Origin of the sequence: Anaerosolibacter carboniphilus, from assembly GCF_014205875.1 — a bacterium.
Classification (GTDB): Bacteria; Bacillota; Clostridia; order Peptostreptococcales; family Thermotaleaceae; genus Anaerosolibacter; species Anaerosolibacter carboniphilus.
The window spans coordinates 1-21,216 of record NZ_JACHEN010000043.1 but is presented as its reverse complement, the minus strand read 5'-3'; the positions used below and the strand labels follow the sequence as shown (position 1 = coordinate 21,216).

The window sequence follows — 21,216 nt, the reverse complement described above, 5'->3', positions numbered from 1 at the left end:
ATAAAAAGAGGTGGAACCACGTGAGTATAGCTCTCGTCCTCTGGCATAACGCTAGAGACGGGAGCTTTTATATTTCAACTATAAATTTGCTGGCGCCGCAAATTTATATAAAAATTAAAATCAAGGAGTGGCTAAATATGAAAAAAAGAATGGTTAAAACAATGATGATTCTACTGATATTTATGTTGGGAGCCCTAACTCTCACAGGGTGTGGGGAGAAAGCGGCCTCTGCTGAGGATGCTTATGGAAAGCTGAAAGAAAGAGGTTATGTAATAGTAGGATTAGATGATACCTTTGCTCCTATGGGATTTCGAGATGAAAACCAAGAATTAGTAGGCTTCGATGTGGATTTGGCCAAGGCTGTATTTGAAAGGGTCGGATTGGAAGTAAAGTTTCAACCTATTGACTGGTCCATGAAGGAAACCGAGTTAAACAGCGGAAACATAGACCTGATCTGGAATGGCTATACGATTACAGAGGAAAGAAAGGAGAAGGTAGCTTTCACGAAGCCTTATCTTGAGAATAGACAGGTTATTGTGGTGCTAGGGGACTCCAAAATTAATAGTAAAAAAGACTTGGAAGGTAAAAAGGTAGCTGTACAAAATGGTTCTAGCTCCTATGATGCAGTGAACAAAGAGCCAGATCTTGTGGCATCCTTTGCAGGTGGAGAGCCTATAGGCTTTGATACAAACAATGAAGCTTTTATGGATTTAGAGGCAGGCAGATCTGATGCTGTAGTGGCTGATGAAATTCTTGCCAGATACTATATCCAAGAGAGAGGCATTGACAAATATAAGGTTTTAGGAGACGATTTCGGTCGGGAAGAGTATGGTATTGGGCTGCGAAAGAAAGATGTAGAATTATTAGAAAAGATCGAAGGGGCATTGGATGATATGAAGAAAGACAATACTTCCAGTCAAATTTCGGAAAAATGGTTTGGAGAAAATATTGTAAAGTAAAGGATGATACAAAATGGCATATGTATATAAACTGCTGCCTGCCATGGCCACAGGACTCATCACTACATTAGAGGTCTTTTCCCTGACCTTGATACTATCGATCCCCCTAGGTGTTATTCTAGCCCTAGGGAGATTATCTCCTATAAAACTCTTGTCAAGAACCGTTGAATTATATATTTGGGTCATGCGGGGAACGCCGCTGCTGCTGCAGTTGGTATTCGTATTTTTCGGTCTGCCCCTGGTTGGGATTGTTTTTGATCGATTTACGGCGGTGATGATTGCCTTTGTACTCAATTATGGTGCCTATTTTGGTGAGATTTTCAGAGGAGGCATTGAATCTGTCGATAAAGGGCAGTATGATGGAGCGGAAGTATTAGGTTTTACACCTTTCCAGACTTTTACACAGATTGTTCTCCCTCAAGTCCTTAAAAGGACTCTTCCACCTGTAGCGAACGAGGTCATTACCCTCATCAAGGACACGTCCTTGGTATATGTGGTAGGGATTGGAGAGCTTCTACGAGCAGGGAAAATTGCCTCTAATCGAGATGCTTCCCTAGTACCTCTAGTAGTCGTTGCTGTATTTTATCTTTTATTGACAGCGCTGCTAACTAAATTATTTAAAAGATTGGAGGAGGGTTATGCCTACTATGAATAATAAAGAAGAAAAAATCGTATTGGAAGGGAATGGTTTGGTAAAAGCCTTTCAAAGAAATCCCGTACTGAAGAGTGTATCCTTTCAGGTAAAAACAGGCGAGATCGTAGCTATCATCGGTCGTTCGGGTGCAGGAAAAACTACCCTCCTCCGATGTATCAACGGACTGGAATTTTGTGATAGTGGGAGTATTGAAATAGATGGATTCCCTATCTGCAAGGATGTTAATGGGAAAAGCGTCTACGCTTCTCAGCAAGAAAGACGGCAGATTCGAAAAAATGTGGGGATGGTTTTTCAAAACTTTAACCTGTTTCCCCATCTATCCGTTTTAAAGAATATCACGGCATCTCTTATCAAAGTATATGGCATGGACAAACAGGAGGCTAATGAGAGAGCCATGAAACTCCTAGAAAAAATGGATTTGGCGGAAAAAGCAGAGGCTTATCCTTTTCAACTATCAGGAGGGCAGAAGCAAAGGGTAGCTATTGCGAGAGCCTGTGCCCTAAATCCTCAAATCATGTGCTTTGATGAGCCTACCTCTGCCCTAGATCCTGAGCTGCGCGAAGGAATTGCAAAAATCATTGAGGACTTAGCTAAAAGTCAGATGGCTGTGCTAATCATTACCCATGATATGGCATTTGCTAAAAGGGTAGCCACCAGAGTGATCTTCATGGAAGAAGGCCGTATTCTTGAAGAAGGGGATGGAAAAGGGTTTTTCAATCAGGCAGAGAGTGAAAGGGTTAAAAAATTTATTGGGACTTCATTTGGACATGGATAATATGTTTATCGAAAAAATTTATGGCATACCTGTTACACTAAAAAGAAAAATGAATCGTGTAAATTTGCTTCTAAAAGAGTCTTGTTGAAAAGTAGCTTTTCATTAAGACTCTTTTATTTATGTCTATAGGAAATTAAAAGATTTATTGAGTATCGGAATGTTTGGTTTATCGATAGCTTAACTCCTTGCTTCGTTGAAATGAGATCACTGGCTTCTTTCACTTAAGAGATAATATTTACATATAATGCATTGAAGGGGTTTCTTCAATGAAAGAATAAGGGGGAGTTGCTATGTATAGAGAAATGCATATGGGATATGGTTACAATACACCTATACCCTATGATCCTGCAGTTTTAGGCTTGATACAAGAAGCGATGAAAGATGAGCGCCACGATAGAGTAAAGTATGGAAAGATGCTGGAGATGACAGATGATAAAAAGGTACAGGAGCAAATTCGTTTTGCATATGAAGATGAGGGCAAACATTATACTATGTTTCAAAAAATATATGCCCAGTTGACTGGACAAAGAATAGAAATTCCAGTTCCTAGGGCTGAAGACTATGGTACATTACAAAATGCAATAGAAACAAGCATAGATGGAGAGTTGGAGGCAGTAGAGCTATATAGGAGAATTAAGGCAATGCTGCCAACAAGACAGATGCAAGATGATCTTTATGAAATAATTACAGACGAGCAGGAGCATGCTACTAGATTTGTCTATCTATATGCAATGGAAAAATAAACAACAGGCTAAGATAACTTAGTCTGTTGTTTATTTATAATAAACCTTCTTAAAAGCCTTCAGTTTACATATAATTTATCGATTGAAATAAAGGGGGAATCAATATGTTGCATCCTTACTACTATTTACCATATCCTTCCTACATTCACTGGTATACACCTTGGAATGATGGGTGGATGCCATGCGATTACTGCCATCCATATCAGAGAATGCATTGTCAAAATCTATATCAACATAGAGATAGACAGATGTTTCAGGACCATGATACATATTCCTCTTATCCATCCCGTCAAATACCTCAGAAAGAGTTTACTCTGTCAGAACTGGCAATATACGACGGTTCAGGTGGAAATCCAGCCTATGTAGCGGTAAATGACATTGTCTATGATGTCGGTAACGAGGCAACTTGGGGAGGAGGGACCCATTTTGGTCTATATGCAGGAAAAGACCTCACCACTCAATTCAAAGGATGTCATGGAATGGAATCGATTTTAAACAAGCTTCCTAAAGTAGGAATACTAAAGGCTTGATAGGAGGGATTAGAAAAATGGAATCTTGCCCCATGGTCCATTCAAAAAACATGACAGCTAGAAATATCATTGAATTAGCGAAAGAGAAGGTCAGACAGATGCCTAATGAAAAAATGAATTTAATATGGTTGGAAGCTACCGGCTGTTCAGGGAATATCATATCGTTGATGAATGGTGAAAATCCTGACTTAGCCTACTTTTTAAAGGATATGGTGAGGTTAAGGTACAGTAATAGCTTGATGGCCGCTGAGGGAGAAGGTGCCTATGAGCAATTTTTAGATACCCTATCCGCAGAATTCATTTTGGTTGTAGAAGGAGCAGTGTCTACGAAAGCCAACGGTTTGTATAATATCATCGCCAATCATCGAGGAAAACGTATTACTGCATTGGAAGCAGTAAAAAATGCAGGAGAAAAAGCAAACTATGTTCTGGCGGTCGGGACTTGCGCATCCCATGGAGGACATTCGGCTGCAAGACCCAATCCCTCTGGGAGTGTAAGTGTGAGCCAAGTATTGGATCGAGAGGTAATTAGGGTACCTGGATGCCCAGGGCATCCTGATTGGATTACAGGAACCATTGCCCACTTAATTTATTTTGGCAAGCCAGAATTAGATGATATAGGCAGGCCTAAAATCTTCTACGGAATATCGATTCATGACCGATGCACAAGAAGATCCTACTTTGATAAAGGTATTTTTGCAAAGCAGCTTGGGGATGAAGCGTGTATGTTCAAGCTTGGGTGTCGTGGACCTGTGACAAGAACAGACTGCCCTGTACGAGAATGGAATGGGTATGTAAATTGGCCGATTAAAGATAACACCCCTTGCATCGGATGTGCTCAGGAAAGATTTCCAGACGGTATGGAACCCTTTGTTCGATATTAAAGGGTTGTTAGGAGGAACAACATGGGAAATATCATTACAATAAATCCTGTTACAAGGATCAGCGGCTTCCTAGAAATACAAGTGAAGGTTGAAAATAATGTAGTTATAGACGCTAAAAGCAGTGGATTATTGTTTCGTGGTTTCGAGAAGATGTTACGAGATAGACCACCACTAGATGCCATCTATTTTACCGAGAGAATATGCGGTATATGTTCAACGGCCCATTCCATGGCATCAACCTTTGCATTGGAAGATGCACTGGGAGTACAGCCAAATGAAAACGATAGAATGATTCGAGACTATATTCATGGATGTGAGTTTCTTCAGAATCACTTAAGACATTTCTACCAGTATACCCTACCTGATTTTATAAAGGGACCAGAAATCAGTCCTTTATATGAAGCCACCCATCAGGATTTCCGACTACCTGAAAAGTTAAATCAAGAACTTGCCAGTCACTATCTTGAATCTCTACAATATAGCCGTTTAGCCCATGAGATGTTAGCAACCCTAGGTGGAAAAGCACCCCACAATCATGGCATTTTTGTTGGAGGTGTCACTGTTAATTTGGATGCGTCGGAGTTCATCAAAGTACAGTCCATTTTGAAAAATATCAAGAGATTTGTATTGGATAAAATGATCCCAGATGTAACGATCCTCGCTGAATATTATTCCGATTATTATCATATTGGAGGCGGCTATAGAAATCTGATGAGTTATGGTGTTTTTGATTACTCTGACAAAGACATCTTCTATGTTTCATCAGGGATATGGACAGAAGGAAATAAACAAGAATTTGATGAGAAACGAATAACAGAAAATGTTTACAGGGCATGGTACGAAGCTGAAACTTTGATTCAAAAACCAACAGACCCTACGATAGACGAAAAGATTGATAAAGAAGGTGCTTATAGTTGGATTAAGGCGCCTAGATATGATGGTTTACCCATGGAGACAGGACCCTTGGCAAGAATGTGGTTGAGCGGGAATTATTCTAGAGGTATATCAACGATGGATAGGACCATAGCAAGGGTATTGGAAGTGAAGAAGATTATAGAAGTTATGGAAGGTCTTCTGGAAAGAATAAAATTACAGCCTGCTGACCAACGACCTTATCCAATTCCCGATAAAGCATTAGGAAAAGGATTAATTGATACAACGCGAGGAGCCTTAGGCCATTGGATTTCCATAGAAAACAAGAGAATAAAGAACTATGAACTCATTACACCTTCAGCGTGGAATCTCTCACCAGAAGATTCTCAAGGTGTAAAAGGAACATTAGAAAAGGCTCTGATAGGCACTCGAATAGAAAATCTAAACCACCCTGTAGAAATCGGAAGAACCGTTCGTTCCTTTGATCCGTGCGTTTCCTGTGCTACCCATATCATGAGTGATAAATTTGATCCAGTGAAAATAAGGGTCGTGTAGGTGTTGGGCATTTTATGAGAAGAAAACTGATAGCCATAGGAAATCGAATGATGAAGGATGATGGTGTTGCTATTCATATAGCGCAACACCTAAAGGATTATTTATATGTACAGGATATCCAGTTAATTATCGGAGAGACCGATGTAGACTACTGTATTGGACAGATTGATGATGGAGATGACCTAATCATTCTAGACGCAGCATATGGAGAAGGGACACCGGGTAGTATCCATGTTCATCCCTTAGAAAATATGAATTTAAGTGACAAACTATGTTTTACCCAACATCAGCCTAGTTTAGTGGAAGGGCTTAGAATCTATAAAAAATCAGTAAAGGGTGTTTTCATTGGCATAGAAGTGGCTGAAATTTCTTTTGGCTTAGAACTAAGTCAGACGATAGATGTGCTTCTACAACACATATGTGAAAATGTAAAAAAATGTATTGAAACGTATGTAAGGGGGAAAAACGATGCATGATACGATTCTGCTAGGCAGGATATCACAGGCCCTAGATGGCTTGTGCAAGGAAAATAATATTCTAAAGGTGGATCAAATTTTAGTTGGTGTTAGCCCAAACAGTCATGTGAATTCGGAAAATCTAAAGACATATTTGCAGGAGCATAATGCACCCGCTGTAGGGGAATGGACAGATGTACTTGTACAAAAAGAAGAAATAGAAGAACAATCTGCTGTTATTCATAGCTTAAAAGGTGATATTCTTGCCCGATAAAGAAAAGGATACAGCTATGAAGGGATATATCATAAAGATATTTGGGATCGTTCAGGGCGTAGGATTTAGACCATATGTTTACAATCTGGCACACAAATATGATATTAGAGGTTTTGTAAACAACAGCGGAGCTTCTCTTGTGATTGATGCTGAAGGAAACAAAGAGCATATAAGAGAATTCATCCTTCACTTGATTCATGATCCACCTCAACTTGCCCGAATAGAGAGCATTGAAATAATTTGCAGAAATGTAGCTGGATACAAAGGGTTTGCCATTCAAAAGAGTGATGGTAAAGAAGAAAATTTTAGGTTCATTTCTACAGATGTAGGTGTATGCCCAGAATGCATGGAGGAAGTATCAGATATGAACAGCCGTTGGTACCAGTATCCATTTACCAACTGTACTAAATGTGGACCAAGGTATTCTATTATTGAGGATTTTCCCTATGATAGAAAGGATACAACCATGAAGTTATTTGATATGTGCCCATCTTGTAGAGAAGACTACGAGAACCCGTTAAACAGGAGGTTTCATGCGCAGCCTACCTGTTGTCCAGCATGTGGACCTACCTTATCTTTGTTGGATCGGCAGGGGGAAAGAATTCAGTGTGATGATGTAATAGGGACAATGGTCGAACTGATAAAAAGAGGAAAGATCATTGCTATGAAAGGGCTGGGCGGTTTTCACCTGGTATGTAATGCAGAGGATCAAGAGGCTATTTTGTTACTCAGACAACGAAAACATAGACCCCATAAGCCCCTTGCCATCATGGCGAAAGATATGGAATATATTAAAAATCTCTGTTATGTAAACGAAATGGAAGAAGGCATACTACAAAGCAATAGAAAGCCAATTGTCCTGTTAAATCGAAGGAAACCCTTCGTTTTACCTGAAATCATCGCACCAGATACACAAAAGCTTGGAATGATGCTTCCTTATACCCCGTTACATTATATGCTCTTTCAAAAAGATATTCATTTTCTTGTGATGACCAGCGGGAATACAAGCAACGCGCCCATTCAATATCAAGACGAGGAGGCTCTAAATACTTTAAATACTATAGCCGATTATTTTTTAATGCACAATCGGCATATACATACGCCTGTGGATGATTCCGTTGTAAGGGTTTTTCAAAAGCGTGAAATGACTACGAGAATAGGTAGAGGTTATGCACCGTTTATCGTGAAGACAGGTGTAAAAAATGAAATTCTCGCATTAGGCGCCGAACAGAAAAGTACATTTTGCCTTTCTAAGAATGGTTATGGGTACATCAGCCAATATCTGGGAGATATCAAGGACTTTGATGCTTATAAGCTCTATCAAAATACAATAGAGCACTTAATAAAGCTTACCAATATCAACCCAGAAATTATTGCCTACGATATGCATCCAGGGTTTGTCTCAAGGAATAATCTTGATAAATACAAGGGGAAGAAAGTATCTGTCCAACATCACCATGCCCATATGGTCAGCTGCATGGTAGAGCATAGAGTAAATGGGCCTGTCATAGGTGTTGTCTATGATGGCACAGGGTATGGGTCAGATGGAAATGTATGGGGCGGAGAGTTTTTTATAGGGACAATAAAAGAATTTGAGAGAGTAGGTCACTTCAAATATGTATCTCTTCAGGGGGGCGATCAATCAGTAAAAGAACCCTGGCGAATTGCATTATGTTATTTAGATGCCTTAGGCTATGATCCAAGACATTATCTGGATGAAATAAGATCGGAGAAAATTGATGTTATCCAACAGGCTCTAAAAGCGAATATGAATTGTTACCAATCATCCAGTGTAGGTCGTCTCTTTGATTGTATATCTGCCATCTTAGGGCTATGTCATGAAATATCCTATGATGCACAAGCTGCGATTATCCTTGAAAATGTAGTAGATCCAACGATTCATGATTTCTATAGGATGGAAGTATCTGCGGAGGGCAAAGTGCTACAGATAGATTATAAAAGCATGATAGAAGGCGTGCTGCTCGATCTAGATTACGGCGTGCCATTATCAATCATTTCATCAAAGTTTCACAATGCATTATGCAATACAACCGTACAAGTTGTTCAAATGTTGAGTGAACAATATGGGTTATCAGAAGTGGCTTTAAGTGGTGGCTGTTTCGAGAATCAATATCTACTAAGCAAGACGGTAGATAAACTTAGACATATAGGAATGAAAGTATTTTATAATCAAAAGATTCCTATCAATGATAGTGGAGTTTCCATAGGTCAGTTGGTGATCGCAGATCAAACAGTGTAGGGGTGATACAATGTGTTTAGCTGTACCCGCTGAGATTATAAGCATTGATGGTACTTATGCACTTGTAGAAATTATGGGTGTAAAAGCTAATATATATATTCAACTTATCGAAGAGCCGAGGATAGGTGATCATGTTCTAGTTCATGCAGGATGTGCCATAGAGAAAATTAACAAAGCGTACTATAGCTTTTTAGAAGAGCAATATGAAAATATATTGGGCAGGGACGGACAAATGAATGAATGAAAATTTGATAAGCAGAATGATAAAAGATATTAATGAAAATACCCCACTGGAAATGAAAATAATGGAGGTCTGCGGAACCCATACCCATGCCATAGGAAAATATGGTATAAGGACATTAGTAGATTCTCACATTCAGCTGTTATCTGGACCAGGTTGCCCTGTTTGTGTAACACCGGAAAGTGTGATAGATGCAGCCATACAGATTCTAGAAAATGATAACATCATATTGGCTACCTTCGGTGATTTAGTGAAAGTAACAGGTTCCACTGAAAGTATACTAGATCAGCGGAGAAAAGGTAAAAATATTTCGATTCTATATACACCTTTTGAAGCTTTGGAAATTGCACAAAATAATAGAGATAAGATTATTGTATTCCTTGCAGTTGGGTTTGAAACCACCGCACCAGTGATTGCTTCTACGATTAAATTGACCAAGGAAAGAAATATATCCAACCTCTACTTTCTCAACTCCCTAAGACTTATGCCACCTGTATTGCGCTTAATCTTAAATGAAAATCTTCAGCATATTCATGGAATGATTTGTCCTGGTCATGTGGCAGCGGTGATGGGAGAAGAATATTTCCAATTCATCGAACAAGAATATGATATGCCTGCTGCAATAGCGGGATTTGACGCACTAGACATTGTAAGTGCCATACATAAGATCATGCAAGGCTACCGAAATACTGGTCAGAAGAACTTTGAAAATCTCTATAAACGATCTGTTCGGTCCAAAGGAAATCTAAGGGCAAAAGATGTGATGAATGAAGTGTTTGAAACCTCCGATGGAGAGTGGAGAGGTATAGGATATATACGAAATTCCTCATTGGTTTTAAAAGAAAACTACTCAGAATTTGATGCACTGGAGAGATTTGGGATGAAACTAGCTTCAAAACCGAACCATACGCAGTGTATCTGTAAGGAGATTCTAATGGGGCATAAAAAACCAATAGCATGTGATATGTTTGGAAGTAAATGCAATCCAACCCATCCTTTGGGACCTTGTATGGTGTCCAGCGAAGGTTCATGTGCTTCATATTATCGATATCAGTTATAAAAGGAGAACATGCTATGGATAACACCATCAAATTATGCCATGGAAACGGCGGCAGTCATACGATGCAGTTAATTCATGACATCTTTTATGAGTATTTTCATAACCCTATACTTTCTAAGGGCTTAGATTCGGCTGTCCTGGAAATTGGGCAGGAGCGAATTGCCTTTACAACAGATACATATGTAGTGAAGCCTATCTTTTTTTCTGGTGGTGATATGGGAAAACTTTCTGTATGTGGTACGATTAATGACTTGGTTGCTGTTGGTGCAAAACCTCTTTATATTAGCTGTGGAATGATTATAGAGGAGGGGCTTGATATAGGACTGCTTGAAAGAATCGCTGCATCCATGGCAGAAACTGCACACTTTGCAGATGTCAAAATCGTAACAGGCGATACAAAGGTAGTAGAGAAAGGTGCCATAGATCAAATTTTTATTAACACCAGCGGAATAGGACAAATTAGAAATAATTATCGTACCCAAAAGATCCATGCTGGGGACCAAGTTATTATTACAGGTACAATTGCTGAACATGGAACAACAATAGCAATTGAGCAATATAAATTAAAAGTAAAAGGCGATTTTCGAAGTGATTGCGCACCTCTTCATGGAATATTAGAGCAGCTCGAAGCGTATATGGGTAATATCAAATTTATGAGAGATCCTACTCGAGGTGGTATTGCCACTGCACTTAATGAGATAGCAGTTCATTCAGGTTGTGGGATACGATTATTTGAAAAAAATATCCCTATTCGAAAGGAAGTAGCAGCAATAAATGAAATTTTGGGGATAGATCCTCTATATGTTGCTTGCGAAGGAAGAATGGTGCTGGTAGTAGATAAAGAAAAATCAATAGAAATACTACAACACATCCAACAACTTGATCATTGCAAGGAGGCTCAAATCATTGGTGAGTGTATAAATGATACAGAGCCATATGTATTTATTGAAAACAGTTTTGGGGGTAAACGGATCATTAGACCTTTGGAAGGAGAGATGATCCCTAGAATATGCTAGCTCTCAAAACGGAAAAGCTAGTTATCTAGATATGGCGGTTGATTTATTGCCTGGGAAAAGAAGCTGTTTAACAAATAAGAACTATAGAGTGTACTTTTGTATCTCTATAGTTCTTTTATATGAATTCTATTGGTAATCTCACTATATTCATCATCAGGGAAGAGGCCAAGTTGTATTTAGAGTTCTTCCTTTTGAGGGTGCAAGTTTTTTACCGATGGAGATAAATATACAAATAGATGTATCATAAATGAAAAATAATGAAAGGACTCCAAATTTTAGGATGGGTTTTAAACTATTTGTGAAGTATGGATATTAATCAAAGTAAAACACTAAGACTATATAATGAAAAAGGAGTGGCAAATTTGGTAGATAAAATAATCATTATTGGAAATGGTATTGCTGCAATTACTGCAATTAAATCTATAAGAGAAATAGATCAGGAAATTGAAATCCATCTTTTTGGAGAAGAACCTTTTTATCCATACAATCGCGTACGATTGTCAAAGGGATTGCTTGGCAGTTTAGAGGAAGAAAAAATACTAATTCAAAAGAAAGAGTGGTATGAAGTCAACAATGTAAAATTATACACAGATATAAAGGTTGTTTCGATAGATGTAAATAACAAATCTATTCGTACATCAAAAGGAGATAGGTTCGATTATTCGAAGCTTCTAATAGCCACTGGCGCCCACAATTTTAAACCGCCGATTCCCGGTATCGATAAATCAGGTGTTTATACCCTAAGAACGCTGAAGGATGCATGGAATATAAAGGAAAAGGTTAAAGATAAACAAGAGATTCTAAATATCGGCGGAGGCATTCAAGGGCTAGAAACAGCATGGATACTATCTCAAATGGGCAAAAAAGTAAGTCTCATTGAGCTGCTGCCTCGACTTATGCCGAGACAGCTTGATGAACAGGCTTCAAGGATATTAGAAAAAGCTGTAAGAAGTCATGGTATAGAGGTTATGCTGGATACCCAAGTAAATGAGATTCTTGGAGAAGATAAGGTTGAAGGGATAAGGACTGCACAGGGACAGGTTATAGGTGGTGATATGATAACCTACTCCATAGGGATAAGACCGAACATTGATTTTTTAAAGGACACACCTATTAGGTTCAATAAAGGTGTTATCGTTGATAAAAAAATGGGAACATCTATTGAAGGTATCTACGCTGCAGGAGATGTGGCCGAATATGAGAATGAAATCTATGGACTATGGAATATTGCCATTGGCCATGGGAAAGTGGCAGGATACAATATGGTTGGAAAAGATGAAATTTATGAACATATTGTCCCAGTAACAACATTAAGTGCCTTTGGTTTGTCCTTGTTTTCCATGGGCGTTATTGAAAACAGCAAGGCAACAGATGTTGTCCTTGAGGATAGGTCAGCAGAAAATGTATATAACAAGGTCTATATTCACAAAAATAAGATTATTGGTGCCATTGTCATTGGTGATATAAGACATTCACCAGCGTTAAAAACAGCCATAGAGAATGAAATTGACTTAAATGGTATTCATTTTAATACGGTATCTTTTCACGAATTAATTGAGATAATAAAAAAGAGAAAATAAATAAGGGAGTGTATTGCATATGGCAGAAGTAAAGTTCTGTGAAAACAATTTCGGTCATGGTACAGATGACATCGCAGAGAGATTAAAAAATGAAGGTATCAGCGTAGAGATAGAACCATGTTTAGGCTATTGTGGAGATTGTGCTGTGGGACCTTTTGCTTTGGTAGATGATGAATTTGTCCAAGCGGATTCACCAGAAGAATTATATGAAAAAATCAAAGAACAAATGTAAATAGCGCTTCTGATAAAATGAAAGAGCCACCAGTGCAAGAGGTTCTTTCATTTTATTTTAAGCAGTAAATTAATTTTAGCATAATGTGATGGAAGTCATAGAATACAGCCTGTAGGAGTGATATGCTACTACATATTAAAGAACAAAGAGTGTTTGTGACAAAAAAGGAGGAAGTAAAATGTCAAGAATATTAGGAAGTGAAATCCCACAGGAAGCCATAGAATTCATCAATAAAGAAAATGCGTTTATGGTGCTGGCAACGATAAATTGTGAAACAGGTTTTCCCCATACAACGCCAATTAACTTAGTAAAAATTCCATCACCGTCTAAAATCTATGCATGTATTGCAAGGGGACATCAAGCCTATGAAAATATTAAGCATGATGGTAGAGTAATGATATCACTACTTGCCGAGGGCGATATAGCTTTAAGTATAAAAGGAGAAGCCGCAATAATAAAAGAATCGATGGAAGGAAATCAACATATGGTAGGGCTGCAGATTGATGTAATAGAAGTGAAAAGTGATACGACGGCAACTGTCAAAATTGAACGAGGGATTGAAGTTTCCCAAAGATCTCAAAAAACACCGCAATTGTTTAGAGCAATCTATGATGAACTAGAAAGGTTCTAGTATTGAGATACAAATGATTCCTTAGATCATAGCTTACCATAGTTCCTTTTATACATCTAAAAAAATAGAGCCTGCCAGATTAAACTATCTTATCTAGCAGGTCCTACTTTTAGATGCGTTAGCCTTGCGTTTCTGGAACAGATGTTGCACAGTCTGCTTCTTGTGCCGCATGGGCATTTTAGAGTGAACCGTTATCTACTTTGCGACACAGGGACCTCTAATATACTTAGAAAAGGACTATGAAAGCTTATTCGTAACATTCGATGCAGCCTGAAAAATATAGTGAAGGCTAAATATCAGCTGCAACACCTACGGAAATTATTGGGATCTTTTAATGATTTCTACTACTTCATCGACGGTAGGAATTCTGCCAGCAACTGCCACAGTGCCATTCACAAGTAGAGCTGGCGCGTTCATAACGCCGTGTTTAACAATATCTCTAGCATCACTAATAATTTGGAAATCAATATTTAAGCCTAGTTTTGCAAGTGCCGCATCAACGATGGGCTCCATTTCACTACCACTTCAGCATACATGTTCTAAGATCTTTAAATCCATTGGCAATCCTCCCTGTTTTTTCTGACGATAGTCCACTTTGATTAAGATTCATTTACTTTTATATTTTAAGCAACTCGATTTATTTTTATTTTCTAGATTTAGATTTTCTTCAAGTAAATTCATTTTAGATATTCATGTGAAAATCTAGAAGTTCAAATCTATATCCATGTATGTGATTGAAGTCACAGACACAAAAATAGGGTTATGTTAGCCTTATACATAAGAATATGTTTCAAAGGCAAGCAGCTTTAATACATTTTGGGAACGGAGGCCGAGGAAGATGGATATGAAGATATATAGAAGACATTATGAGACAATAAGAGATATGATAAAGGACTTAGGAATTGATGGGACCGATGAATATCTTCAGGAAGAAATGAAAATCGTTACTAAAAATGTATCTGCTTTGAGAGAAAAAGTGGACAAATTAAAGGATACTCTGGCTAAGATAACCAATACGGATGAAAGAACGCATATAGAATATGACGTCCAGGATCAAGAAGATCTTTTAAGAAATCTATTGCTCAAATTAAAGATAATCGATGAAAGGTATGTATGCTTTAAAGAGTATGTAAGGGCACGAAGCTAGAAAAAGGAACGAATAACGTGATAAGGGGTGGCATATATGCAGTGGTATAGAAATTTAAAAATAGGTATTAAATTGATTACGGCATTTCTTGTTATCACTTTCATTATTGTCCTGGTAGGATACATAGGAATTAGCAATATGAGCAAAATTAATGATGACAATATGCGTATGTATTCTAATAGATTGCTTCCTATCCAACAAATCGCAGATGTTCGGAAAAATGTTCTGGAAATTAGACTGAGCTTCTCTCAGCTATTGATGGAAGGAAATAATAAAAGCATTTCAGAGGTTATGAATACTTTAAACAGAGCAAGAGAGGAAAACAATACGCTTATAAAGGCATATGTTAGTATGGATCTGACAGACAAGGAAAAAGATCTGCTGGGTATATTTCAAGAAGATTTATCGGCATATAGATTATCACAAGACCGGTATTTAGCATTGATGAAGGAAAATAAAACAGAAGAAGCATTTAAAGAGTTTCAGATCCTAAATGCGCTAGGAGATAAGACACAGGCATCATTACATAATTTAATCGAGCTGAATAAAGAAGTAGCTAGTGAAATAAGTAAGGAAAGTAATGCTAGATTTAAAGATGCGACTAGAGCAATGGCAGTACTGATTGGGATTGCAACCATTCTAGCTATATCTCTAGGTATATTACTAACTCGAATGATTACATCTCCACTTAAAAAATGTGTCAACCTTGCAGAAACCATAGCAAGGGGAGACTTGACAAAGCAAGTGGACATCCGTTCAAAAGATGAACTAGGCGTTCTAGCGGTGTCGTTAAATAAGGCGGTAGTGAACACACAGGATCTTATAAAAGATATTGCTATGAATTCTGCAGATATGAGCGCTTCTAGCCAGGAGTTATCTGCTACTACGGAAGAAGTATTGGCGCAAATGCAAAATATCAGTATTTCAACCCAGGGAATTGCGCAAGGTATGGAAGATAACAGTGCTTCGTTAGAAGAAATAAATGCTTCAAGTCAAGAAGTTTCTACCACATCAGATAAGCTTGTGGAAAAAGCGATGCAGGGGAATACTTCAGTTTTAGAAATTCTATCGAGAGCTGAAACGATGAGACAAAATGCAGAGCAATCAAAAAAAGATGCAGTTACGTTATATCAGGAAAAACAAAATAAAATTGTTCAAGCCATTGAGGCAGGAAAAGTTGTAGAAGAGATTGAAACGATGGCGGATGATATAGCGAGCATTTCTCATCAGATTAATCTTCTAGCTTTGAATGCAGCGATAGAGGCAGCAAGGGCTGGGGAATCTGGAAGAGGATTTGCAGTTGTAGCAGGAGAAGTTCGTAAGCTTGCAGAGGCTTCTTCTAGAACTGTCACTGATATTCAAAATATTACGAAGCAAGTTTATTCGGCGTTTGATAACCTATCCATTAATGCGAGAGAGATACTTCAATTTATTGATGAAAAGGTCTACAAGGATTATGAAGCCCTTGTAAGTACAGGTATTCAATATAAAAATGATGCTGAATATATTGGAAATCTGACAGATAATTTTAAGGATAGTGCGAAGAACATTGCGAATGTCATTGAGCAAGTGGGAATTGCAATTGAGTCTGTGTCTGCTACTTCAGAAGAAACAACAGCAAGTGTCCATGTAATTACAGACAATACATCTCAAGTTGCAGATGCCATCGAGGAAGTATCTAAAGTTGCCCAGTCCCAAGCTGAGCTTGCTGAAAAGCTAAATGCCATGATACAAAAATTTGTTATTTAAATTATAACCATCCGATCTTGACCTCGGCCACCAAACTTTAAGACTCTTTTTAGTTAAAATCTTGTTTTAGAAAATAAAACAGAACCTCCTTTGTAATGGGGTATTAGCCTAATTCCATTAAAGCAAAAGAGGTTCTTCTTTTATTAATAAGATATCCATAGATCAATCTGCAATAAGGATAAGATGAAAATTATCATTATTTAGCTAAATAATAGGATTTCATGACTTGCTTTATATATTTCAACATGCGTGTTACTGCTTCTTCGAGTGGATAATCTAATTGTTGAGTTAATATTATCTGAAGCATACCTTGATACATCAATAAATTGATTTCGTTAATCTCATAGATATGCTCTTTTTGAATAAAGCCTTGTTTAGCACATGCTTGCAGCGCGGCATAATCTCTCGCATATATATTCTTTTCCAATAACATTGGCATCAATTCTTCCTCTTGCTCGTCCAATTCTTCAGGAAAGATTTGATAATATTGTTTTACTACATCGTTTAAAGAAGTACTAAACTTGTTAAAGAAGATTAATTGATAAATTTTAGGGTTATGAAAAGAATGAATACAAAAACATTCCCAGATTTTTAAGTACTTCTCAACGGGATTGGGTACACCTTTGGTGTATTTAGGTAGATCCATTACATACTCTTTCACATATTTCATGGATGCAAAAAAGATAAGATGGTCTAAATTATCAAAATAATTGTAAATGGTTGCACTATTATAACCAGCTATATCGGCAACCTTTCTAGCAGAAACAAATTCCAGTCCCTCAGCATCCATAATTTGCTTTGCGGCATCAATAAAATAACTCATCATACGTCTTCGTTGTATTTCTTTTTTATCCATTACTTAATATCACCTGCTATTTATAATATAAATTTGTTTACATTATAGCACATTTAGCATCTAAAAAGAATCCAGTAAAGCTATAATGATTTTCTATGTTAAAAGAGATATCATTATTATAGTCAATAGAAGCTTATTATAGGCAGCAAAATGTAAAATTAGTAGTTTATTATTTAAAAAGAACTGTACTCAAAACATGTTAATGATACGCTTAAAAAACGGGGCTATTTTATAAACTAATTTACAAAATTATCTGAAGCATGATATAATGAAAACGGTCTAAACGGATAGTATATATAATTGATTCTATGCTTTGAAAGAGTATATAATGTATGGAACAAGGATTATATTGTAGGTGTTGTACAAAGATTAAAGGGGGTGAATACATGTTATCAGTGGATAAAGATACGTTTCAGTCTGAAGTATTAGAGGCATCGGGTCTGGTATTGGTTGACTACTGGAGCGACGGATGTGAACCATGTAAGGCCTTGATGCCAGATGTGGAAGACTTGGCTGCTAAATATGAAGGCAAAGTGAAGTTTGTTAAGCTAAACACTACACAAGCCAGAAGATTGGCTATATCACAAAAGATTCTTGGTCTGCCAACCATATCCCTTTATAAGGATGGACAAAAAATTGAAGAAGTAACCAAGGAAGCAGCGACAAAAGTTAACATCGAGGAAATGCTTGATAAGCATAGAAAATAAAAGAGATAAGAGAGGATGGTAACCATGAGTATGTTCGATGGCAAAAAAGTCATCATCATTGGTGACAGAGATGGTATACCAGGTCCTGCAATGGAAGAATGCCTAAAAGGAACAGGAGCTGAGGTAGTATTTTCTGCTACTGAGTGCTTTGTCTGAACGGCTGCAGGAGCAATGGACCTGGAGAATCAAAATAGGGTAAAAGCTATGACAGAGAAGTACGGTGCTGAAAATATTATCGTTCTTCTTGGTGCTGCTGAAGCAGAAGCTGCAGGCTTAGCTGCTGAAACAGTAACAAATGGAGACCCTACATATGCAGGTTCATTGGCAGGAGTCCAGTTAGGACTCAGAGTATACCATGCGGTAGATGCAGAATTCAAAGAAGCAGTTGATCCAGCTGTATATGATGAACAAATCGGTATGATGGAAATGGTTCTAGATGTTGATTCCATTATCGCTGAAATGTCATCTATGAGAGAACAATTCTGCAAATTCTAAAGTTAAGAGTTTAAGCTGTTAGCGTAGCAATTAGAGGAATGTGGTAAATGGGTGGTGGGTACATCACCCATTTATTTTATAAGTATTCGAATCATGCTTATGAAATCAAGCCAAAAAAGGAAGGCTGATTATGAAAAATCAAAACTGCATCATTGATGAGAAAGTGAAACTTTGGACGAGACAGCATGAAAATGTGCTAAAAGAACTGGAGCAGAAGGGCGTATATCGTATTAAAAAAGAATATATTACACAAAAACTAGATACGCTATCAGATTACTATCTGCATGTATATGATTGGTATGTGAAACGGGCAGAAAAAATTGTTGAGAGGCCTGAAGGTGTAGAATATCCAATTTGGCTTTCCACATCTTCCGAGTTGATGCTTCAACCAACGGAGGGTACAATTGTACTGGCGTTAGAAGTGGAGAAAAAATATGCTGTATTTACAGACTCAGAAAAGTGGGGGTATGTAATGAATTATTGGTATGTACCTTTGAACGATGAAGATGAAGAACTTTATAACAAGGAACTCAAAAGATATAATATTGGAGATGAATCCGCCTTGTATATGGGGCATAAAGGGAATTTTTATCCAATATTGAGAAATAAGATCGTAAAAAGTTGGGAAAGAATTTTTGAAAATAACTTATCTATTACAAAAACAACCCAAGCTACCTTATGGGAAATCAAAAAAGAATGGATCGTAGATGTGCTATAGCGTTAAGCATATAGAAAATATCTAGATTGATTATGATGAATAGCACATAATACTTATATATAAATATGAAACCACTCAAATGAGTGGCTTTTTCGTTTATGGAGTTCTTTAGCTAAAGTAAAAACAAGAAGGGAAATTAAAAAAAGTATAAACTTAATTAAAATATAAACAAGTTTACACACAAAGTAAAGCGTGATATGATATAGCTAAAAATTTAGAATTATCTAAAAATTAACACGGCTGTAATGGCACGTTGTTGCACAATCGTTATCAGCGGAATACTAAATGGATTTGAATATTGAAGGGAGTGGAGAATATGGACTGTTGCAGTTTAAAGAAAGACGTAAAATTGCAAATGAAGAATTCGCAGGTAGACTTGAGCAAGCTAACATCGATATTGGACAAATATAATGGAACACAAGGTAGTTTGATTAGTATTTTGCAAGAGGTTCAAGAGTACTATAATTATTTACCGATGCAAGCATTGAATTATATTGCAGAGAACACTGGAATAAAGGCTGCAAAAATACATGGAGTAGCAACTTTTTATACACAATTTCGTTTGAAACCAATAGGAAAATATCTAGTTATGTTGTGTCAAGGTACAGCATGTCATGTAAATGGATCAAAAGGTATAGAGCAAGCTTTGCGTGAAGAATTAAAAATCAAAGAAGGTGAAACCACTGAGGATGGTCTTTTCACTTTAAGCAATGTGGCTTGCCTTGGCTGTTGCAGCCTTTCTCCGGTAATGATGATCAATGGAGAAACCCACGGAAAACTGACACTGGATACAGTGAAGGAAATTATTCAAGCAATAAAGCAAAAAGAAGCTAAGGAGGCTTAGTTTATGAAGGTGATTGTAGGGCAAGGGAGCTGTGGAATTGCTGCTGGAGCAAATAAAGTGTTTATGGAATTTGGAGAACAGATAAAAAACAAAAATTTAAATATAGAGTTAATGTCTACCGGGTGTATAGGAATGTGTTATTTAGAGCCTATTATCGACATAATGGATGATGATGGAAACAAAACTACTTATACAAAAGTAACACCTGAGATGGTGGAAGAAATCATTGAAGAAACTATCAAGAAAGCTAGAAAGCTTGATCAATATATGATGTCCGATGGTGATGAAAGGAATTTGCAGAAACAAAAACGTATTGCTTTGAGGAACTGTGGTGTGATGGATCCGGAAAATATAGAGGCGTATATTGAAAGGGGTGGATATCAAGGGATTGAACAATGCGTAACCAAAATGAATCCCCAGGAAGTTATTGAAGTGATAAAAACCTCCGGACTTAGAGGAAGGGGAGGCGCAGGATTTCCTACATGGTTCAAATGGAATGCTGCCAGACAGTCTATAGACACACCGAAGTACATCGTTTGTAATGCGGACGAAGGTGATCCAGGGGCTTTTATGGATAGAAGCATTCTGGAGGGGGATTCTCATAGCGTAATCGAAGGAATGTTGATTGCTGGATACGCCATAGGGGCGACAGAAGGGATTATTTATGTAAGAGCAGAGTATCCTCTTGCCATATTACGCCTTAAAAAGGCAATTCAACAGGCGAAAGATAAGGGTTTTTTAGGGAAGAACCTATTTGAAGGAAATAGATTTGATTTTGATATAAGAATTAAAGCGGGAGCTGGTGCTTTTGTTTGTGGAGAAGAAACGGCTCTGATTGCATCTTTGGAAGGAGAAAGGGGTATGCCTAGGCTAAAACCGCCCTTTCCTGCTCAAAAAGGATATTGGCAAAAGCCGACCAATATTAACAATGTGGAAACTTTTGCAAATGTTCCATGGATCATAAGAAATGGTGGAAA

The 21,216-nt window shown here is 37.6% G+C and carries 24 protein-coding genes, 1 pseudogene and 1 other annotated feature (1 of these 26 only partly in view); of the genes and pseudogenes, 23 read left to right on the top strand and 2 right to left on the bottom strand.

What is annotated here, in order from left to right:
• Positions 1 to 44, top strand: a binding site (T-box leader) (it extends 221 nt beyond the left edge of the window).
• 93 nt (positions 45 to 137) lie between these two features.
• From HNQ80_RS23370 to HNQ80_RS23295, 16 genes are all read left to right on the top strand, one after another.
• On the top strand, positions 138 to 959 hold the full coding sequence (locus HNQ80_RS23370; protein ID WP_184313249.1) for an amino acid ABC transporter substrate-binding protein: 822 nt from the start codon (positions 138 to 140) through the stop codon (positions 957 to 959).
• Positions 960 to 972: 13 nt separating this feature from the next.
• Positions 973 to 1,614, top strand: a complete 642-nt coding sequence (locus HNQ80_RS23365) for an amino acid ABC transporter permease (RefSeq protein ID WP_184313247.1) — start codon at positions 973 to 975, stop codon at positions 1,612 to 1,614.
• Positions 1,607 to 2,389, top strand: coding sequence for an amino acid ABC transporter ATP-binding protein (locus HNQ80_RS23360; protein WP_184313279.1), 783 nt, complete (start codon positions 1,607 to 1,609; stop codon positions 2,387 to 2,389). The genes HNQ80_RS23365 and HNQ80_RS23360 overlap by 8 nt, the downstream gene beginning before the upstream one ends.
• A 290-nt stretch (positions 2,390 to 2,679) precedes the next feature.
• Positions 2,680 to 3,132 (top strand): manganese catalase family protein, encoded by a 453-nt coding sequence (locus HNQ80_RS23355; protein WP_184313245.1) that lies wholly within the window; start codon positions 2,680 to 2,682, stop codon positions 3,130 to 3,132.
• A 104-nt stretch (positions 3,133 to 3,236) separates the two neighbouring features.
• Complete coding sequence (locus HNQ80_RS23350; RefSeq protein ID WP_184313243.1) at positions 3,237 to 3,662, top strand: cytochrome b5 domain-containing protein; 426 nt, start codon at positions 3,237 to 3,239, stop codon at positions 3,660 to 3,662.
• 17 nt (positions 3,663 to 3,679) lie between these two features.
• Positions 3,680 to 4,546 carry a hydrogenase small subunit gene (locus HNQ80_RS23345; RefSeq protein WP_184313241.1) on the top strand — a complete coding sequence of 289 codons (867 nt, stop codon included), beginning with the start codon at positions 3,680 to 3,682 and terminating at the stop codon, positions 4,544 to 4,546.
• A 21-nt stretch (positions 4,547 to 4,567) separates the two neighbouring features.
• Positions 4,568 to 5,974 (top strand): nickel-dependent hydrogenase large subunit, encoded by a 1,407-nt coding sequence (locus tag HNQ80_RS23340; RefSeq protein WP_184313240.1) that lies wholly within the window; start codon positions 4,568 to 4,570, stop codon positions 5,972 to 5,974.
• A gap of 14 nt (positions 5,975 to 5,988) precedes the next feature.
• Complete coding sequence (locus HNQ80_RS23335; protein WP_184313238.1) at positions 5,989 to 6,450, top strand: hydrogenase maturation protease; 462 nt, start codon at positions 5,989 to 5,991, stop codon at positions 6,448 to 6,450.
• Complete coding sequence (locus tag HNQ80_RS23330; protein WP_184313236.1) at positions 6,443 to 6,703, top strand: hypothetical protein; 261 nt, start codon at positions 6,443 to 6,445, stop codon at positions 6,701 to 6,703. The genes HNQ80_RS23335 and HNQ80_RS23330 overlap by 8 nt, the downstream gene beginning before the upstream one ends.
• Entirely contained in the window at positions 6,693 to 8,963 is a 2,271-nt protein-coding gene (gene hypF, locus HNQ80_RS23325; protein WP_243183525.1) for a carbamoyltransferase HypF, read from the top strand. Before HNQ80_RS23330 ends, hypF begins: the two co-directional genes overlap by 11 nt.
• 10 nt (positions 8,964 to 8,973) lie before the next feature.
• On the top strand, positions 8,974 to 9,207 hold the full coding sequence (locus tag HNQ80_RS23320; protein ID WP_184313234.1) for a HypC/HybG/HupF family hydrogenase formation chaperone: 234 nt from the start codon (positions 8,974 to 8,976) through the stop codon (positions 9,205 to 9,207).
• Entirely contained in the window at positions 9,200 to 10,264 is a 1,065-nt protein-coding gene (hypD, locus tag HNQ80_RS23315; protein ID WP_184313232.1) for a hydrogenase formation protein HypD, read from the top strand. Before HNQ80_RS23320 ends, hypD begins: the two co-directional genes overlap by 8 nt.
• Positions 10,265 to 10,278: 14 nt before the next feature.
• Positions 10,279 to 11,280, top strand: a complete 1,002-nt coding sequence (hypE, locus tag HNQ80_RS23310; RefSeq protein ID WP_184313230.1) for a hydrogenase expression/formation protein HypE — start codon at positions 10,279 to 10,281, stop codon at positions 11,278 to 11,280.
• Between the two features lie 305 nt (positions 11,281 to 11,585).
• Positions 11,586 to 12,860 carry an NAD(P)/FAD-dependent oxidoreductase gene (locus HNQ80_RS23305; RefSeq protein ID WP_243183523.1) on the top strand — a complete coding sequence of 425 codons (1,275 nt, stop codon included), beginning with the start codon at positions 11,586 to 11,588 and terminating at the stop codon, positions 12,858 to 12,860.
• A gap of 19 nt (positions 12,861 to 12,879) precedes the next feature.
• Positions 12,880 to 13,092, top strand: coding sequence for a DUF1450 domain-containing protein (locus tag HNQ80_RS23300; protein ID WP_184313226.1), 213 nt, complete (start codon positions 12,880 to 12,882; stop codon positions 13,090 to 13,092).
• A 178-nt stretch (positions 13,093 to 13,270) separates the two neighbouring features.
• Positions 13,271 to 13,723, top strand: coding sequence for a pyridoxamine 5'-phosphate oxidase family protein (locus HNQ80_RS23295; RefSeq protein WP_184313224.1), 453 nt, complete (start codon positions 13,271 to 13,273; stop codon positions 13,721 to 13,723).
• A gap of 318 nt (positions 13,724 to 14,041) precedes the next feature.
• On the opposite strand, the gene HNQ80_RS23290 is transcribed toward HNQ80_RS23295, so the two are convergent.
• Positions 14,042 to 14,236 (bottom strand): thioredoxin family protein, encoded by a 195-nt coding sequence (locus HNQ80_RS23290; RefSeq protein ID WP_184313222.1) that lies wholly within the window; start codon positions 14,234 to 14,236, stop codon positions 14,042 to 14,044.
• 325 nt (positions 14,237 to 14,561) lie between these two features.
• Here HNQ80_RS23290 and HNQ80_RS23285 point away from each other — a divergent pair, with 325 nt between their 5' ends.
• Both HNQ80_RS23285 and HNQ80_RS23280 read left to right on the top strand, forming a co-directional pair.
• Entirely contained in the window at positions 14,562 to 14,870 is a 309-nt protein-coding gene (locus HNQ80_RS23285; RefSeq protein ID WP_243183521.1) for a hypothetical protein, read from the top strand.
• Between the two features lie 36 nt (positions 14,871 to 14,906).
• Positions 14,907 to 16,619 carry a methyl-accepting chemotaxis protein gene (locus HNQ80_RS23280; RefSeq protein WP_184313220.1) on the top strand — a complete coding sequence of 571 codons (1,713 nt, stop codon included), beginning with the start codon at positions 14,907 to 14,909 and terminating at the stop codon, positions 16,617 to 16,619.
• Positions 16,620 to 16,815: 196 nt separating this feature from the next.
• On the opposite strand, the gene HNQ80_RS23275 is transcribed toward HNQ80_RS23280, so the two are convergent.
• Positions 16,816 to 17,475, bottom strand: coding sequence for a TetR/AcrR family transcriptional regulator (locus tag HNQ80_RS23275; RefSeq protein WP_184313218.1), 660 nt, complete (start codon positions 17,473 to 17,475; stop codon positions 16,816 to 16,818).
• A 386-nt stretch (positions 17,476 to 17,861) separates the two neighbouring features.
• Between HNQ80_RS23275 and trxA the strand changes: the two genes are divergently transcribed.
• From trxA to HNQ80_RS23250, 5 genes and pseudogenes are all read left to right on the top strand, one after another.
• The gene (gene trxA, locus HNQ80_RS23270) at positions 17,862 to 18,182 is read left to right on the top strand and encodes a thioredoxin TrxA (RefSeq protein ID WP_184313216.1); all 321 of its coding nucleotides are present in this window, start codon (positions 17,862 to 17,864) and stop codon (positions 18,180 to 18,182) included.
• A gap of 24 nt (positions 18,183 to 18,206) precedes the next feature.
• Entirely contained in the window at positions 18,207 to 18,677 is a 471-nt protein-coding gene (gene grdA / locus HNQ80_RS23265; protein ID WP_184313214.1) for a glycine/sarcosine/betaine reductase complex selenoprotein A, read from the top strand.
• A 130-nt stretch (positions 18,678 to 18,807) separates the two neighbouring features.
• Positions 18,808 to 19,395 carry a DUF3841 domain-containing protein gene (locus HNQ80_RS23260; RefSeq protein WP_184313212.1) on the top strand — a complete coding sequence of 196 codons (588 nt, stop codon included), beginning with the start codon at positions 18,808 to 18,810 and terminating at the stop codon, positions 19,393 to 19,395.
• A 316-nt stretch (positions 19,396 to 19,711) separates the two neighbouring features.
• Positions 19,712 to 20,239, top strand: a complete 528-nt coding sequence (gene nuoE, locus HNQ80_RS23255; protein WP_184313210.1) for an NADH-quinone oxidoreductase subunit NuoE — start codon at positions 19,712 to 19,714, stop codon at positions 20,237 to 20,239.
• A gap of 3 nt (positions 20,240 to 20,242) precedes the next feature.
• Positions 20,243 to 21,216: pseudogene (locus tag HNQ80_RS23250) on the top strand (NADH-quinone oxidoreductase subunit F); the annotation flags it as partial.